The sequence below is a fragment of the Acinetobacter sp. BMW17 genome (assembly GCF_001592855.1).
Classification (GTDB): Bacteria; Pseudomonadota; Gammaproteobacteria; order Pseudomonadales; family Moraxellaceae; genus Acinetobacter; species Acinetobacter johnsonii.
Genome location: NZ_LSOD01000050.1, coordinates 1 through 15,406, shown reverse-complemented (window position 1 = coordinate 15,406; position 15,406 = coordinate 1). Strand labels below are relative to the sequence as shown.

13 protein-coding genes are annotated in these 15,406 nt (G+C 43.6%); 3 read left to right on the top strand and 10 right to left on the bottom strand.

What is annotated here, in order from left to right:
- Nucleotides 1-176 precede the first annotated feature (176 nt).
- The 3 genes from AXW61_RS16750 to AXW61_RS16740 form a co-directional block, all read right to left on the bottom strand.
- A complete protein-coding gene (locus AXW61_RS16750) occupies nt 177-1,349 on the bottom strand; it encodes an outer membrane protein transport protein (protein WP_062035441.1) in 1,173 nt (390 codons plus the stop codon).
- 628 nt (nt 1,350-1,977) lie between these two features.
- Nucleotides 1,978-2,142: a rubredoxin gene (locus AXW61_RS16745; protein ID WP_062035439.1), complete on the bottom strand. Its 165-nt coding sequence runs from the start codon at nt 2,140-2,142 to the stop codon at nt 1,978-1,980.
- Nucleotides 2,139-3,356 (bottom strand): alkane 1-monooxygenase, encoded by a 1,218-nt coding sequence (locus tag AXW61_RS16740; protein ID WP_062035437.1) that lies wholly within the window; start codon nt 3,354-3,356, stop codon nt 2,139-2,141. The genes AXW61_RS16745 and AXW61_RS16740 overlap by 4 nt, the downstream gene beginning before the upstream one ends.
- A gap of 114 nt (nt 3,357-3,470) precedes the next feature.
- Between AXW61_RS16740 and AXW61_RS16735 the strand changes: the two genes are divergently transcribed.
- Entirely contained in the window at nt 3,471-4,505 is a 1,035-nt protein-coding gene (locus tag AXW61_RS16735; RefSeq protein ID WP_240487483.1) for an AraC family transcriptional regulator, read from the top strand.
- A 172-nt stretch (nt 4,506-4,677) separates the two neighbouring features.
- Nucleotides 4,678-5,640, top strand: coding sequence for a hypothetical protein (locus AXW61_RS16730; RefSeq protein WP_062035433.1), 963 nt, complete (start codon nt 4,678-4,680; stop codon nt 5,638-5,640).
- Between the two features lie 375 nt (nt 5,641-6,015).
- Here the strand turns inward: AXW61_RS16730 and AXW61_RS16725 are convergent, their stop codons facing one another.
- The 6 genes from AXW61_RS16725 to AXW61_RS16700 all read right to left on the bottom strand — a co-directional run bounded on the left by AXW61_RS16725 (nt 6,016) and on the right by AXW61_RS16700 (nt 13,395).
- Nucleotides 6,016-7,080 (bottom strand): enoyl-CoA hydratase/isomerase family protein, encoded by a 1,065-nt coding sequence (locus AXW61_RS16725; protein WP_240487484.1) that lies wholly within the window; start codon nt 7,078-7,080, stop codon nt 6,016-6,018.
- 7 nt (nt 7,081-7,087) lie between these two features.
- Nucleotides 7,088-7,891 carry an enoyl-CoA hydratase gene (locus AXW61_RS16720; protein ID WP_062035430.1) on the bottom strand — a complete coding sequence of 268 codons (804 nt, stop codon included), beginning with the start codon at nt 7,889-7,891 and terminating at the stop codon, nt 7,088-7,090.
- 93 nt (nt 7,892-7,984) lie between these two features.
- Nucleotides 7,985-9,109, bottom strand: a complete 1,125-nt coding sequence (locus AXW61_RS16715) for an acyl-CoA dehydrogenase family protein (RefSeq protein ID WP_062035443.1) — start codon at nt 9,107-9,109, stop codon at nt 7,985-7,987.
- 126 nt (nt 9,110-9,235) lie between these two features.
- Complete coding sequence (locus AXW61_RS16710) at nt 9,236-10,891, bottom strand: AMP-binding protein (RefSeq protein WP_062035428.1); 1,656 nt, start codon at nt 10,889-10,891, stop codon at nt 9,236-9,238.
- Between the two features lie 84 nt (nt 10,892-10,975).
- Nucleotides 10,976-11,866 (bottom strand): 3-hydroxyisobutyrate dehydrogenase, encoded by an 891-nt coding sequence (gene mmsB / locus AXW61_RS16705; protein WP_062035426.1) that lies wholly within the window; start codon nt 11,864-11,866, stop codon nt 10,976-10,978.
- 11 nt (nt 11,867-11,877) lie between these two features.
- Entirely contained in the window at nt 11,878-13,395 is a 1,518-nt protein-coding gene (locus tag AXW61_RS16700; RefSeq protein WP_062035425.1) for a CoA-acylating methylmalonate-semialdehyde dehydrogenase, read from the bottom strand.
- 169 nt (nt 13,396-13,564) lie between these two features.
- Between AXW61_RS16700 and AXW61_RS16695 the strand changes: the two genes are divergently transcribed.
- Nucleotides 13,565-14,446, top strand: coding sequence for a LysR family transcriptional regulator (locus AXW61_RS16695; protein ID WP_062035423.1), 882 nt, complete (start codon nt 13,565-13,567; stop codon nt 14,444-14,446).
- 18 nt (nt 14,447-14,464) lie between these two features.
- Here the strand turns inward: AXW61_RS16695 and AXW61_RS16690 are convergent, their stop codons facing one another.
- Entirely contained in the window at nt 14,465-14,932 is a 468-nt protein-coding gene (locus AXW61_RS16690; protein ID WP_062035421.1) for a surface-adhesin E family protein, read from the bottom strand.
- Nucleotides 14,933-15,406: the final 474 nt, after the last annotated feature.

The window sequence follows — 15,406 nt, the reverse complement described above, 5'->3', positions numbered from 1 at the left end:
AACTCATTGAGATGTGTCATAGTATTCGTCGTTAGAAAACAATTATTGTGACATTATTTCAATGAGTTATCTATTTTTGTCGTGTACAGAGAAATAATTTAATACTGTTATAAAAAAACCTTCTCCCAACATTTCAGAGAGAAGGCAAAACCTCAAGCAAGTAATAAGCGAGATAATTATTTAGATTTATAAGAGAGTTTCATCCCCACGATATAGCCTGTATTGTCCTCAAACTCGCCAACAATACGACGATCCGAAGTTTCACCTTCCGCATCACCAAACCACATATAGCGACCACCTACGCTGAAAGCCATTTTTTGACTAATATTGTATTTAGCAGCCAAACCCGCACCCCAATAACCCTTCACAGGACCTAAAGTTGGTGCGGGGTCACCTGCACCTGAGTCCCATAAACCTGATACAGAAATCGCGAGCTTTGGTGTCAAACGTTTACCAACACCCAGTTCAACTGAGGTTTGATCCTCTGAATAGTCAACTAAAGGCAAACCTTTGCCCAATGCAGCTGTAGTAGATGCTTTTAATACTGGAGGATAGTAGGCAAAGTCCCCCCACGGCACATAACGGACTTTTACATAAACTGCTGTGGTCGCATTCAGACCCGTTTGCAGGTTTAAGTTGATAGACTCAGGAGTCGTGATCGTGCCCGAGTTACTGTGTGAATAATTTCCTGCAAATACAATATCTGCCAAAGGAACATCTTCTTTAATCGTTGCTTTATGCTCAACTTCCGAACGATAGGTTAATGAGGCCAAAATCCCCATTTCAGGTTTAGCATAGCTTAGACCTGCAACCCAACCGACAGCTATATCATCAAAATGGTTGTTATAACCACTATTTGGTCCATAAGTTAAACCACGTAAATGAACATCGGCTTGAAGCTGTTGAAGTGCTGGGCCACCATAAATCATGACATTTTTATTTAGGTTATAGCCTAAAAGTGTTGTGATGTTCTTCGATTTCACATCTAAACGCGTATTGGCATCTGCTGCTGGACGGTTTGTTGCAATGAAATTATTATCACCCTCAAACTTTACTTTGGCACCAAAAGGTTCATCATAAATCACCGCAAGGCGTAACTTCGGATTGATGTCCGTTTTTACTGCATAATTAAGTGATTGAAAGTCTTCAGCCATATCAGAGATATTATTACCACTGGTATCTTTGCCAGTCACGTCTGGTGAAATATGCGTGTAGCCCACTTCTGCATAGGTGCCAGATTCAAACAAAGCATCAATTTGTTGTGGAGAGCGCTCAAGACCCGCAGCATAGGTTTGGCCTGCACATACGGACAGTATCGCCCCAATGAGATACTTCTGATTCAATTTCATTTCTATTCCTTTAGTTGCGTTTTAAAACAGCAAATGCCGACCATTCCTATGAAAAGCACTCACCATATTTGATTAAATCTTGGATGACTTAATCCTTTTTGTTGGCCTCAAATATGTATTAAGACGTATAAAACTCGACGACTTTTATGGCGTATTTGTGAGGGATAAATAACGTATGCTTGGATATACACATTTCAGTGTTAATTGGATTTGAAAATTGATAACAGCAGTTCTGTTCTTCTGATTCATCATAGCTATACATCCTTTTAAGCTTTGTTCTCTTGTAATCCACTACAAGACTTTTCTATCTCTGTTATTTTCGAACGTTTTATCTCGTTACTATCATTCGATTTCGCATCGATCTTTTTTAAATATGCTTTAGATTTTAAAGAAACCCACAATCGTCCTTAATAGTGGGTTTCTTTAAAACATGACTTACGATTTTCACTCTGAGACGGAGCATTCAATCTGCTTCAGAAGATTAGCAGTCTTAAAGCGCAGAGCAACCATGCGAAAGAATGGTTCTAGAATGGTTTAGCAAAATAAATTATCAAATAGAAAGGTTTTTGGTGCGGCCACAGTCCAGTACGTAGCAGCACACTATACAGAATGTGTTTAAATCTACTGTTTAAATCTCGACCATATCGAAGTCAGCTTTAGATATCCCGCAGTCAGGACAGGTCCAGTTCTCGGGGACATCTTGCCACGGCGTACCCGCGGTAATTCCCTCCTGTGGCCATCCGAGTTGCTCATCATAAATCCATCCACAAACCAAACATTGATAACGCTTCATGTTGCATCCTCATCTATAAGGGATGGCTGAGAGAACAACTCTGCAAACTTCTGCTGAATTTTCTGTTTGGCTTTAGGGTAAATATTTATTTTGCTGAAATCGCCTGCATAATGCTCCACCACTCGTTGATCCATCAATTTAAACCACCACTTCGGAATCAGTGCCGGTAAAATCATAGCCCCATAACCTGCTGGAAGCTGCGGTACGTCTTCATAGTTTCTCAGGGTTTGGAAACTTCGCGTTGGATAAGCGTGATGGTCGGAGTGGCGCTGCAACTGATACAAAAACAGATTCGTCACCAAGTTGTTATTGTTCCAACTATGTTCTGGCTGGGTACGTGCATATTGGCCATTTTCAAGCTGCTCCCGCTTTAGGCCATAGTGCTCAATATAATTTACGACTTCAAATAACGTAATGCCGTACAAGGCTTGAGTGGCTTGGGTAACCGCAATATTTTTACCAAAACATTTTAACATCACCGCATGATAAAGCCCTGACATCGCCCAGCCTTGCAACAACTCATTCTTGAGTGACCAGAAACCAAGACCTTGGCGCTCTAAACGTCGAGTTTCAATTTCAACTGCCGACTTAAAACTACCCACCACTGTTCTTGGCCAAAACTGCCAAAAAGACTCGCCCATTTGCGAAGAAGCTGGGTCCTCAGGTGTCGCCACACGGCGATGGTGCCCATAAGGATGCTCAATTCGAAAATGATTATACGCCGTCGGTGCCAAGGCCAAATGCGATAACATTTGTTCTAATTTATTCGGTTTATGGCTCAGCTCATGTGCAGTATTAATCGCGACACCATTCAGCACACCCAATAACGTGCCAATAAGCACACGATCATGTGTTGGGGTGCTATCACGACTGGCGAGGTACAAGGCATAAAAGTTGGCACTGTATTGCAGCGGAATAAATAACTTCACAATACGGGCATAGTAGGGATCGGCCTCTAGGGCTGCAATTGCGGCATCAGGTGGGTTTTCGCTGTCCTCACCAATCAATTTGTCCAAAGCTGGCATGACCACGTGCATAAAAATCGGGCCTGTCGAGGCAAACACCGAACGTAATTTTTTGGGGCCAAACTGATAGCCTGCCAAAGCACCCATAGCAATACACGGGTACGCCAAACCAAATAACCATAAATGCCGTTTTTTATCCTTAAACTGATGTTCACTGTGCTGCTGCTCAAGCAAGGTCAGTGCATTCATGCGGAACTCCTTTTTATTTTAGATAGAACGCTTGCTCATTATTGGTAAAATCAGTTGTGATCATTATTCATTTTCGGACACTATATATTCAAAATAGGACATCACTTTAAAAATATGAATCCTCACATTCCATCTATTCCAGCCCGATATTATTTGCGTTTGCTGCCTTTATTGCTGGAACGCGAGATGGATTTGACTGAACTTTTTCAACTGTTAGGAACGGATTTGAGCAGCTATGTACAACAGGAGGATGCCAAGCTTTCTCTGGCACAAATTGAAACCTTGGTCAGCTATTTACTTAAATTTCCAGAAAACCGTGATTTGGCCTTTGAGCTCGGTCGCTCCTTAAAATTGAGCGCCCATCATTTAGTGGGTTATGCCTTACTCAGCTGTGAAAATGTTATGCAAGCCTTAGGCGTGATGTCGCAATATTTCAGCTTAATCATGCCGAACTTTCGACTAAAAGTGACTGAGTTAACAAGCGTCGTGGTTTTGGACATTCACCCGCTGCAAGCCATGAGTACGCTCACATTGAATTTTCATTTAGAAGCCATTGCCGTGGGTTTTTGCAGCAGTTTTTCAGAATTACTCAATCACCAAGTTAAACCCTATGACATTCATTTATCGGTGTTTCAACCGACTTATGTACAAGCTTTACAGCAACTCAAGCCCGCTCAATTTCACTTTGGTACACTCATTCGTCCTAGCATTAAAATCTTTATTCAAGCGGATAATTTAGACACGAAGCTCCCCAAAGCAGATGCATTTTCATTGAACATTTTGGAACAACAGTGCCGCGAACAACTGAAACAAATCAGTTTAGATGGAGAGATTATTGACTGGATCAGCATGATGCTCCGTGAAGCATCTCCACCGCCTAGTTTTGAAGACTGCGCTCAAATGTTGAATGTCTCAAGTAAAACTCTGCAGCGCTATTTAAAAAAGCAGAATGCCAATTTTAATACCATTCGTAAGCAGGTCATTTTAAGCCGTGCTGAGCACCTGCTAATGCACACCAACAAAAGCATCACCGAAATTAGTTTTGAGCTGGGCTACTCCACGGCAGCGAATTTTTGTAGGGCATTTAAAGCTGAATTAGGCACCACACCACAGATGCATCGGCTGAATTCCACGCCGAAGCTAAACTGAACTTTTTAGCCTCAATAAAGGATGCTTTCAAAAGAGTTCATAACGAATGAAACAATGATTATCCTGCCAAAATAAATGTCGTAATCCCTGCTGGTTTTATTTCAATATCAATAGTAATTTGATATATAACTGTATAATAAAACAGATTTTAAATTTATTTTTTGGGGCAAGGATGCGCGAAACTGATCACGAAATTATTCAACTTTTTAAACAACACGTTCACCCGCTTTCAAGCAAACTCACCGAAATGTTAAATGAACATTTCTCCCACCAAACAGAACGTCGCGGTTGCGGCTATACGCAGGCGACACGTGTTTTAGCGGACTATATTAACAGCCCTAGACTCAGCCAAGATTTTGCCGACTTAAAACTGTTTGACCAATACGAAACCAAGACTTTAAAAGTATTGCTAGAGCAATCGCAGTACATGATTTCAGATTGGCATAATTTAGATTTGAATGAGCAAATTCAACCGCTACTGGCAACCGAAAACAGCTCTGAATTTGCTCAGCAAGTGCAACGTCAGCGGCAGTTACAACTACAATTACGCAGTATCACCACACAAGCGCAACTGGAAGAAACTCAAATTCTTTGCCAACTGATTGCCGATATTATTCTCCCGCAAAACACGGCGAAAACAGGTTTGGTTGAGCTCAAAGCCTTGACTGAAAAACCGAAAGTCGGTTCTTGCCCCATGGCTGAAAATTTCTTTCTTAAAATTGCCCATGGCCGCGTCTTAAGACAGGGCGAACTCAATATCTTTGTGGATGAACAACAGCAACCCTTATTGCTGGAAAAACTCAATATGGGAGATGATCATTCCTGTATTAGCCTAAAACCGATCCTGATGAATGGGGTGTGTTTGCCTGCGGGTTCATTGTTCTCAGTCAACTATGATCGCACAGCCATTCAAAACAAAACTCAAAACCAGCAATACAAAGGTTATGTGATCCCCTATTCTGAGATCAACGGCTTTTGGTTTTTAAGACTCACGACCTTAGCCATTTCTCCTGAAAATCGCGCACGTGCTTTTACAACGCATTATCAGCAGCAAGTTGAAAATGGTTTATTTAGTCCGGGAACCACATGCCTACAACAATTGGTTGATGTCGCGACCGCACAAATACGGAACTAAACGCATGCTACAGGTTTGCTACTCAAAAATATATTTGAAATATTTTTTTCAATCAATAAAACAAGAAACTTCACTTTTTTCTTATACTTAGTCGATGGAATCTTCGCTTAATCTCTATATTTAAACAAAATCTCACACGTCGATTTTGATTTATTCTTCGGGCTTGAACTGTACGCTTTGGCTTATTCGAAGAAGGGATAAGTTTTTTCTAGTGGCCTATTTTTATCATGGAAAAACTGGCAAAACTCCTCAGAGCTGTAATCAAGAATAATTTTTGGAGGCTTCAGTATTCGAAGCATTTATCTTACTAACGTTCTCATCATAAAAAAATCCTCCAAAGTATTGGAGGATTTTCGGTACAGATTGAAAGCAAACTTACACTTGCACACTCGCCTGACGCTGTTGTCGTGACGCTAGCAAAAGTTCTTCGAACCTCTGCATCAGTTCAGAGTTTTCAGTCTGCCATTTCGGCTGTTTGTCTTTATCAATCAGTAAGGCACGGACCCCTTCAATCATGTCACTCTGCTCAAACCAGATATCTTGTAAATCGCGCTCCAACTGCATGCACTGTTCTAACGATAGCCCACGCCCTACATGCTGAAGTTTTAGGCTGATTTTCTTGGCCAACAAAGAACGCTGTTGTAAGTTTGCTAAGATCTTTTCAGCCCAATCCATATAATCACTATCTAATGTATTGGCAAGGCTGTCTTCAATTTGAGCCAATTCAGAATGAGAAAAATGCTGGCGAATCGCATCTTCATACTGTTTTAATTCACTAGGCGCAGGTTCTTTTAAATAACGCGCAATGGTCTGCTCAATCGATTGTTGGGTTAATTGCGCGGCATGTCCCAGTTCTGTTTGTAACTGCTCTAAGTGTTCACTCGGCACCAAGTAATCAATTAAATCTAAGTGCAAAGCATCGCTACTACTGATCTGTTCACCCGTAACAGCCATGTACACACCGATATCGTCTAAACGAGACAGAAAATGGGTTGCGCCCACATCGGGGAAAAAGCCAATCGCGGTTTCTGGCATGGCAAAACGTGATTTTTCACTGCTGACAATAATCTGGCAAGCTTGTGCCAAACCAAAACCACCACCCAAAACATAGCCATCTAAAAACACCAATACAGGTTTCGCATATTGGCGCAGGCTCTTCAGCATATGATATTCATCTGCAAAATAGCGCTGATAATTGGCAGTTCCATTTTGATAGCTGTCATAGAGGAAACGAATATCCCCGCCTGCACAAAAGGCTTTCGGGCTATTGGAGTTAATCAAGATAGCTTGAACTTGTTCGTCCTCGCGCCACAGTTCTAGCTGCTGGCTAATGCCATGAATCATACTTAAGGACAGTGCATTCAGATGACTCGCGCGATCTAGCGTAATCACCCCCAAATGTCCTTGGAGGCTGATCTGTAAATTATTTTCCATGCGCAGACTCCTTTTATTGATTTTTAAATTGTGCTGGACGCTTTTCCACAAAGGCTTTCATGCCTTCTTTCTGGTCAGCTGTGGCAAAGATGGAATGGAAAGTGCGACGTTCAAAGCGTAATCCTTCACTTAAACTCACTTCAAAGGCACGATTAATAGTTTCTTTTATCATCATGGTGGCAGTGAGGGATCGTTGCGCAATTTTTTCCGCAGCCTCTAAGGTATAGGCCAATAATTCTTCTTTCTGTAGCACACGCGCCACTAAACCACTTTGCTCTGCCTCAACTGCGCCCATTTGCCGTGCGGTTAAACACATCTCCATAGCTTTGGCTTTACCCAAGGCCAAGGTTAAACGCTGCGTTCCACCAATACCGGGAATCACCCCCAGATTTACTTCAGGCAAACCAAATTTGGCATTGTCCGCACAATAGATAAAATCGCACATCAATGCCAATTCACAACCGCCCCCAAGTGCATAACCACTTACCGCTGCGATCAACGGTTTACGACGCTGCGCAATTCGATCTGCCAAATGGAAAAAATCATCAAAATAGATATTCGGGAAATTCAGCTCGGCCATTTCTTTAATATCAGCCCCCGCGGCAAAGGCTTTTTCCGAACCCGTCAACACCATACAGCCAATCTCAGCGTCGCGTTCAAACTGGTCTAAGGCTTGGTTAATTTCAGCAATCAGTTGACTGTTTAATGCATTCAGCGCTTGAGGACGGTTCAGTGTAATGACCCCGACACCCTTGCGCTTTTCAACTAAAATTGTGTCCCACTGTAAGTCTTCAATGAAAGTTTTTTCCCATTGCATGTTGCGATCCTTCTTCTATAAACCAATGCACATGTAACATTAAAATCTCGTGATCACTTACATGTGCAAGGGTCAGTTTTTTCGATATTGGCTTTATAAACTACGGGCAATCACTAAGCGTTGGATATCGCTGGTACCTTCGTAAATCTGACAAATTCGGGCATCACGATAAATCCGCTCTATCGGGAAATCTTTCAGATAGCCATAACCTCCAAAGATTTGTAAGGCATTTGAACAAACCCGCTCGGTCATTTCAGAGGCAAACAGCTTCGCCATCGAAGCTTCAGTCAAACACGGTTGACCCGCTTCTTTAAAACGCGCCGCCTGATGTACCAACTGACGTGCTGCGGCAATTTCTGTTGCCATACTGGCAAGTCGAAACGACACCGCTTGCTGCTCAAAAATGGGCTTCCCAAAAGCTACGCGCTCTTTGGCATAACGCGTCGCTTCCTCCAAAGCGGCACGCGCCAATCCAACAGCCTGCGCGGCAATACCAATGCGCCCACCTTCTAAATTCGACAAGGCAATTTTTAAGCCTTCGCCCTCTTTGCCCAACAACATACTTTTGTGCACACGCACATCAGTCAAGGCAATTTGGCAGGTGTCAGAGGCATGTAAACCCAATTTTTCTTCGACCCGAATCACTTCATAACCCGGCGTATTACGCGGGACTAAAAAGGCACTCATACCTTTTTTCCCTGCGCTAGGATCGGTCACGGCAAACACGATAATCACGCCTGCATTGTGCCCTGAAGTAATAAATTGCTTGGCACCATTGATGATGTAATGGTCACCATCTTTCACGGCGCGGGTTTTAATGGCTGCGGCATCGGAACCTGTGTGTGGTTCAGTCAGTGCAAAAGCGCCTATCATTTCCCCTTTGGCTAAAGGCACAAGGAATTGCTGCTTTTGCTCCTCAGTACCAAATTTCAGAATCGGCACGCAACCCACTGAATTATGTACACTCATAATGGCTGAAGTTGCACCATCCGCAGCCGCAATTTCTTCTAACGCCAGTACATAGGCCAAGTTGCCTGTTGCCGATCCACCCCATTCTTCAGGCACCAACATGCCCATAAAACCCAATTGCCCCATTTGCTGTAAGGCTTGTGCAGGAAAAGTCCCGTGTCGATCCCACTCACTGGCATAGGGTTTAATTTGTTCTTGGGCAAAACTTTTTGCCATGTCCTGAATCAGGACTTGTTCTTCAAAAAACATACCTTGTCGGTCCCACTCACTGGTATTTGGTTTCATCTGTTCTTGGGCAAAACTTTTCGCCTTGTCCTGACTCAGGACATGTTCCTCAGTGAATTGCATAAATCCTTTCCTTACAATCTCTTCAATTTAAACGGTAGCCGCAGTTTGTTGCTTAGCAATTTCCTGATTGCGCAGTAAAAAGCGCTGAATTTTTCCACTTGGTGTTTTTGGAAGTTCAGTCACAAACTCAATCAAACGCGGATAAGCATGGGCAGATAAGCGTTTTTTCACAAATTGGCTCAGTTCATTTTCGAGTTCAGTACTGGCTGCACTTTCACCAGATAAAATTACAAAAGCTTTAATCACTTCTGTACGCTCAGGATCAGGCACGCCAATCACGGCGGCTTCAATCACTGCATCATGCTCTAGCAATGCACTTTCGACATCAAAGGGGCCAACGCGATAGCCTGAAGTGGTAATCACATCATCACTACGTCCGACAAAACTCATGCTGCCATCGGCATGTATTTCAGCCGTGTCACCGGTTAAATAATAATGTCCAATAAAGGGTGATTTACGACTTTCTTGATAGCCGCCAAACCACATCATCGGAGATTGGCTAATATCCACCGCTAAAATTCCTGGGGTATCTGCACCGAGTTCATTGCCCTGTTCATCTAGTGCCACAACACGATAGCCGGGACTGGCAAAACCTGCTGAGCCTGCTCGAACCTCGTGTTCCAATGCATGATGATTACACACCACCATCCCGACTTCAGTTTGACCATAGTGGTCAAAGATCGGGGCATCTAACACTTGTTTGAACCAGCGGAAAACTTCAGGATTCAAGGGCTCACCTGCACTGCTGACGACACGGAATTTGCCACGGAGTTTCGCCATTTGCTTCGGATCTGCCGCCATCATCATACGGTAGGCTGTGGGTGCCCCCGCCAAGTTATTCACGCCATAGTCATCAACGATCTGACATAGACTGTCGGCGGTAAATGCGCCTTCATAAAAAATGGTTGGATGACCCAATAAGAGCGGGCCTGTAATGCCGTAATACAACCCATAGGCCCAACCCGGATCGGCAATATTCCAAAACGAATCTTCAGCTCTTAAACCAATCGCATCTTGCATATAGGCACCAAATGCAATCAGCGCTTTGAGTGGCACTTGCAAGGGTTTAGCAGGGCCTGTCGTGCCTGAAGTGAACATCAACAAGAACGGATCTTGGATGTTCATCATCACCAATTCGCACTGATCAGATTGTCGATTGAGCTCTGCCCAGAAACTATAATCCCCCTGATACAGTCCTGTGCTTTTGGCTCCCGTGACCGTCACAATTGCAGGGCAACCGTCTACCTCATGCAATTTGTCGCGATTGCCGACATCAGTGACTACCAGTTTGCTTTGTGCCAACTGTAAACGGTGCTCAATGGCTTTGGGACCAAATGCAGTAAACAAAGGTTGATAGACCGCACCAATTCGCCATGTGGCTAAAATGGTAATAATCAGCTCAGGCGTGCGTGGCAATAAACCCGAAACACGGTCACCTTTGCTAACCCCTTGCGACTTTAAAAAGTTAGCAAATTGGCTGGCACGTTGTTGTAACTCTCGAAAGGTATATTGCTCTTTACGACCATCTTTACCCTGCCAAAACAAAGCAATCTGCCCCGGCAAAGCATGTCGATCACAGCACTCATAACACGCATTCAGCGCATCGACTGAACCTGATAGAAACCGTTGCGCAGCCTGCTGTAAATCAAAGCTTTGCTGCGCTTGTTGATAATTTGAAGTCATCCTTTCACCTCAGTCACATTTTTTGTTATTCACGACAAGGGTTTTTATAGAGCGCATTCATTGCGCTCCTGTGTTTCTTTTGTATTAACTCTCTCGGGGTAAGTATTGCTGGATAATGCTGGAAAAATCTAAATGCGCATTGCCTTGCAAACACAGTTGTTGATAAAGCTGCTGTGCCAAACCACCGAGTAATACAGGTTGCTTGACTTGGCCTGCCGCTTCAATGGCCAAACCTAAATCTTTGAGCATGAGTTGCGAAGCAAAACCGTCGGTATAACCACGACCTGCGGGGGCATTCGGGCTAATATCTGGCCATGGGTTACAGATTTCAGAACTCCAGCAACGACCACTTGAACTATTGATCACACCTGCCAGTGCATGGGTATCAATGCCCAGTCGACTGCCCAAAGCCATACCTTCTGCCACGGCCGCCATAGAAATACCGAGAATCATGTTATTGCAAATTTTAGCAATTTGCCCTGCTCCCACCGCACCACAGTGCACGGTGTTTTTTCCCATAAAGCTTAAAATCGGCTTCACTTGCTCATAAGTCGCATCATCAGCGCCGACCATAAAGGTTAAGGTGCCTGCTTTGGCGCCAATGGTGCCACCAGAAACTGGCGCATCACAAACCTGGATCTGATGCTTCAAGCCCTCAGCAGCAACATCTTTAATGGTTTGCGGATCGATAGTACTAGAGTCAATACAGAGACTACCTGCTCGCATCACCGCCAGAATCCCCGTTTCACCCAAATACACGTCACGTACATGCTTGGCCGCAGGTAACATACTGATGACGACATCTGCTTGCTCAGCCGCAGCTTGCGGACTGTCACAAATAATCCCACCACTTTCAGCAAACTGTTGTAAGGCTTTTTCACTCAGATCATAGCCCAACACCGTTTGCCCTGCTTTGAGCAGGTTCTGTGCCATCGAACCGCCCATATTCCCTAAACCAATGAAAGCTATCTTCATCTCGCTACTCCTTAGCGTAAACTGATGGTGGTATTGACTTCCCCTGCTTCTTGGCTGTCTTCAAACCAACGGCTGGTGATGGTTTTGGTTTGTGTATAGAACTGAACCGCTTGTTTGCCATAAGGGCCTAGATCACCCAATTTCGAGCCACGTGAACCTGTAAAGCTAAAGAATGCTACAGGGACTGGAATTGGAATATTGATACCCACTTGACCAATATCAATACGGTTTTGGAAAGTCCGTGCCACGGCGCCGCTTTGGGTAAATAAGCCCACACCATTCCCAAATGGATTGGCATTCACCAATTCAATCGCCTCATCCAACGTATCCACACAGAGAATCGTCAGAACTGGACCAAAAATTTCTTCTTTATAAATACGCATATCCGTCGTGACATGGTTAAACACCGTGGCCCCGACAAAGTTGCCATTTTCATAGCCTTTGACTTGAATATCACGACCATCCAGCAGCAGTTCAGCACCTTGTTCTACACCACTGTTAATCAGATCAATCACACGGGCTTTGGCACGCGGTGAAATCACAGGGCCAATGTCCGTATTCGGCTCATGTCCTGCATTCACACTCAAGGTTTTGGCTTTTGCAACCAACTCATTGATCCAATGTTTACTGTCACCGACCATGACTGCAACTGAAAGCGCCATACAACGTTGCCCTGCTGCACCAAAGGCTGCACCGACCATGGCATTTAAGGTTTGTTCTTTATTGGCATCGGGCATCACGACCACATGGTTTTTCGCGCCCATCATCGATTGCACACGCTTGCCATGTTGACCTGCCAAGTTATAGACATGCGTACCAACCGCAGTTGAGCCCACAAAAGAAATGGCTTTGATGTCTTGATGGGTACACAAGGCATCGACCACTTCTTTGCCACCATGCACCACATTCAGTACGCCTGCGGGAATACCTGCTTCTATTGCCAACTCGACCAACATCATGGTGGAGAGCGGATCTTGTTCAGATGGTTTCAAAACAAAGGTATTGCCGCAGACGATTGCCATTGGGAACATCCACAAAGGAATCATCGCAGGGAAGTTAAATGGCGTAATACCCGCACAAACACCCAAAGGTTGTTGCAAGGTATAGGTATCTACGCCACGTGCCACCCCTTCGGTATATTCGCCCATTTGCAAGGTGCCAATTGAACACGCATGTTCCACCACTTCCAAACCACGCTGAATATCACCTTCCGCATCCGCCAAGGTTTTGCCTTGTTCGGCTGTAAGTACCTGTGCAATTTTCTTGGCATTGTCACGAATCAGTTGCTGTAGTTTCAGCATAATGCGCATACGCGCTTGAATCGGAGTTTCTCGCCAGCTGGCAAAAGCGGATTTTGCTGAGCTAATCGCGGCTTGTATTTCCTCAGGTGTTGCAAAAGGGACTAAACCAATCACTTCTTGGGTTGCTGGGTTGATAATGTCTTGCCATTGTTGAGTTTTAGACTCAATAAACTCACCGTTAATCAACAATTTAGCTGTAGTAATTTGGATTTTAGAAACCGTATTCATAACCTCTCCATAGGCATTCATTTTTATTGTGTCACTGTTGAAACATACGACTTAAACCGTATATTCAATTTCTGCTTTTCAACTCAGACTAGCAAAGAAAACTTTGACCACCAATGCAGATTGGTGCACGATGGTTGTGCAATTTTGCACAGGATGTGGAAAATAAAAAATGAAAGTAGATTGGGATCATCTGCATTTTTTTTTGGTCTTGGCACGCGCTAAAACCCTGACCAATGCAGCACGGATTATTGGAGTCGAACACAGTACTGTAGCAAGGCGGGTACAGTCTTTAGAAATCGCTTTAGGTACGCCGCTGTTTAAACGTGAAGCCACAGGCTATGAACTCACCGTCGATGGCATGGCACTAGTGCCGCGCGTAGAGCAAATGGAACAGGCCTTTTTGCAAATTCAGAAACCGCAACAGCCACTTGAAGGACGAGTGCGCATTGGCGCACCTGAGGGTTTCGGCACAGCATTTTTAACCCAGTTATTGGCCGAACTGTCATTGCAATTTCCACTACTCACGATCGATCTGATTCCTGTACCCAAGATGATCAAACTGTCGCATCGTGAAGCGGATATTGTGATTTCGATTGACCGTCCAAAATCAGGTCCCTACATCATTACCCGACTGACCGATTACTGTTTAAAAATTTATGGAAGCAAGCGCTATCTGGCACAGCATCCGCCTATTCAGCGGATGGAAGATTTAGCGACCCATCGCTTTGTCAATTATATTGATGATCTGATTTATAGTTCGGAGCTGTATTGCTTGGAACGGCTACCCATTCCTCTGACGGCAAATTTTCGTAGCAGCAGTATTTTGGCACAGCAAATCGCAGTCAATGCAGGAGCTGGATTGGCCATTTTGCCGCAATTTCTAGCCCATGACCAACCCGACTTAGAACAAGTATTGCCCGAGCAGGTCCGCTTCACACATACCTTTTGGATGCTGACTTTTGTCGACCTACAACACGAGCCACGGATTAAATTGGTCTGGGATTATTTGCGTAAACAAGCCGACTTAAAACAAGACATGCTGATGGATTAAATCATCCGCAGCAGGTTCTTATTTATATTCCTCCGTCGCAATGCGTCGAGCCAGTTGTTCCAAACGATCGACTTTTTGACGTTGCGGTAAAACGTGGCAGACCATCTCGGCGGTATAATCCACAGCAGTATTGGGAATCAGCGGTCGAGTCTGACTTGTTACATAGTCTTGACTACTGAGTAACGAGCCATTTTTTTTAAAATTAGCAGATGAACGAATGCTATAGACTTCATTGTCACAGCCAACTCTGTATAGCGCGAGTGAGTAATCCCCTAACTCCAAGCCGTCTTTTTCTTTGTCACTCTTAATGAGATATTTGACCCAATACTCAACTTCATTACGACTCGTATCAAGCATTTTAACTCGATCAAAATCGACATAAACATATTGTGAGCGATCATAATTGGCATTCACAAACGTCCATTCGGCAAACGCAGATCCTCCCCACAATACACAAAGAAAACCCAATAAAATACGACTTAACACATCACTATCCCCCAAGATAGACGGGCAAGATTATAGCGACTCCCTTAGATAAAGCACATTAAAAACCAAACTAACATACTGAAATATATCTATTTAATTGATTTTAAAAAGTGAATTTCAACACATATATCCGCGCTTAATTACAACTAACTATCATTCTATATCGACTTTGTGGCTTTTTTTGCACACACATATAGCAGATCGTATTTGTCTGCTGAAAAATCAAATTGTATTTCGAAGAAATGATCTTCTAGGCATAAAATATACAAGGTATTTTATAACGCTGTTTTAATAAAATGAGACAGCAAGATATTATCGATAATGAGTAAAATAACTACATTCAACTCTCGATTTTTATTGCGTTATTCACGATAGAACAATAGATCTCTTTCATAAATCAAAAAACGACCTATCTATTGCTGATTATTTGTACCGAAGAATCTTAAACATTCAGGCATAATCTTTGAATGAAAT

Excerpts from the sequence above, each read along its gene's own strand:
- AXW61_RS16750 (WP_062035441.1), bottom strand. The coding sequence starts at position 1,349 with ATGAAATTGAATCAGAAGTATCTCATTGGGGCGATACTGTCCGTATGT.
- AXW61_RS16745 (WP_062035439.1), bottom strand. The coding sequence starts at position 2,142 with ATGAAGCGTTATCAATGTTTGGTTTGTGGATGGATTTATGATGAGCAA.
- AXW61_RS16740 (WP_062035437.1), bottom strand. The coding sequence starts at position 3,356 with ATGAATGCACTGACCTTGCTTGAGCAGCAGCACAGTGAACATCAGTTT.
- AXW61_RS16735 (WP_240487483.1), top strand. The coding sequence starts at position 3,471 with ATGAATCCTCACATTCCATCTATTCCAGCCCGATATTATTTGCGTTTG.
- AXW61_RS16730 (WP_062035433.1), top strand. The coding sequence starts at position 4,678 with ATGCGCGAAACTGATCACGAAATTATTCAACTTTTTAAACAACACGTT.
- AXW61_RS16720 (WP_062035430.1), bottom strand. The coding sequence starts at position 7,891 with ATGCAATGGGAAAAAACTTTCATTGAAGACTTACAGTGGGACACAATT.
- AXW61_RS16715 (WP_062035443.1), bottom strand. The coding sequence starts at position 9,109 with ATGTTTTTTGAAGAACAAGTCCTGATTCAGGACATGGCAAAAAGTTTT.
- AXW61_RS16710 (WP_062035428.1), bottom strand. The coding sequence starts at position 10,891 with ATGACTTCAAATTATCAACAAGCGCAGCAAAGCTTTGATTTACAGCAG.
- mmsB (WP_062035426.1), bottom strand. The coding sequence starts at position 11,866 with ATGAAGATAGCTTTCATTGGTTTAGGGAATATGGGCGGTTCGATGGCA.
- AXW61_RS16700 (WP_062035425.1), bottom strand. The coding sequence starts at position 13,395 with ATGAATACGGTTTCTAAAATCCAAATTACTACAGCTAAATTGTTGATT.
- AXW61_RS16695 (WP_062035423.1), top strand. The coding sequence starts at position 13,565 with ATGAAAGTAGATTGGGATCATCTGCATTTTTTTTTGGTCTTGGCACGC.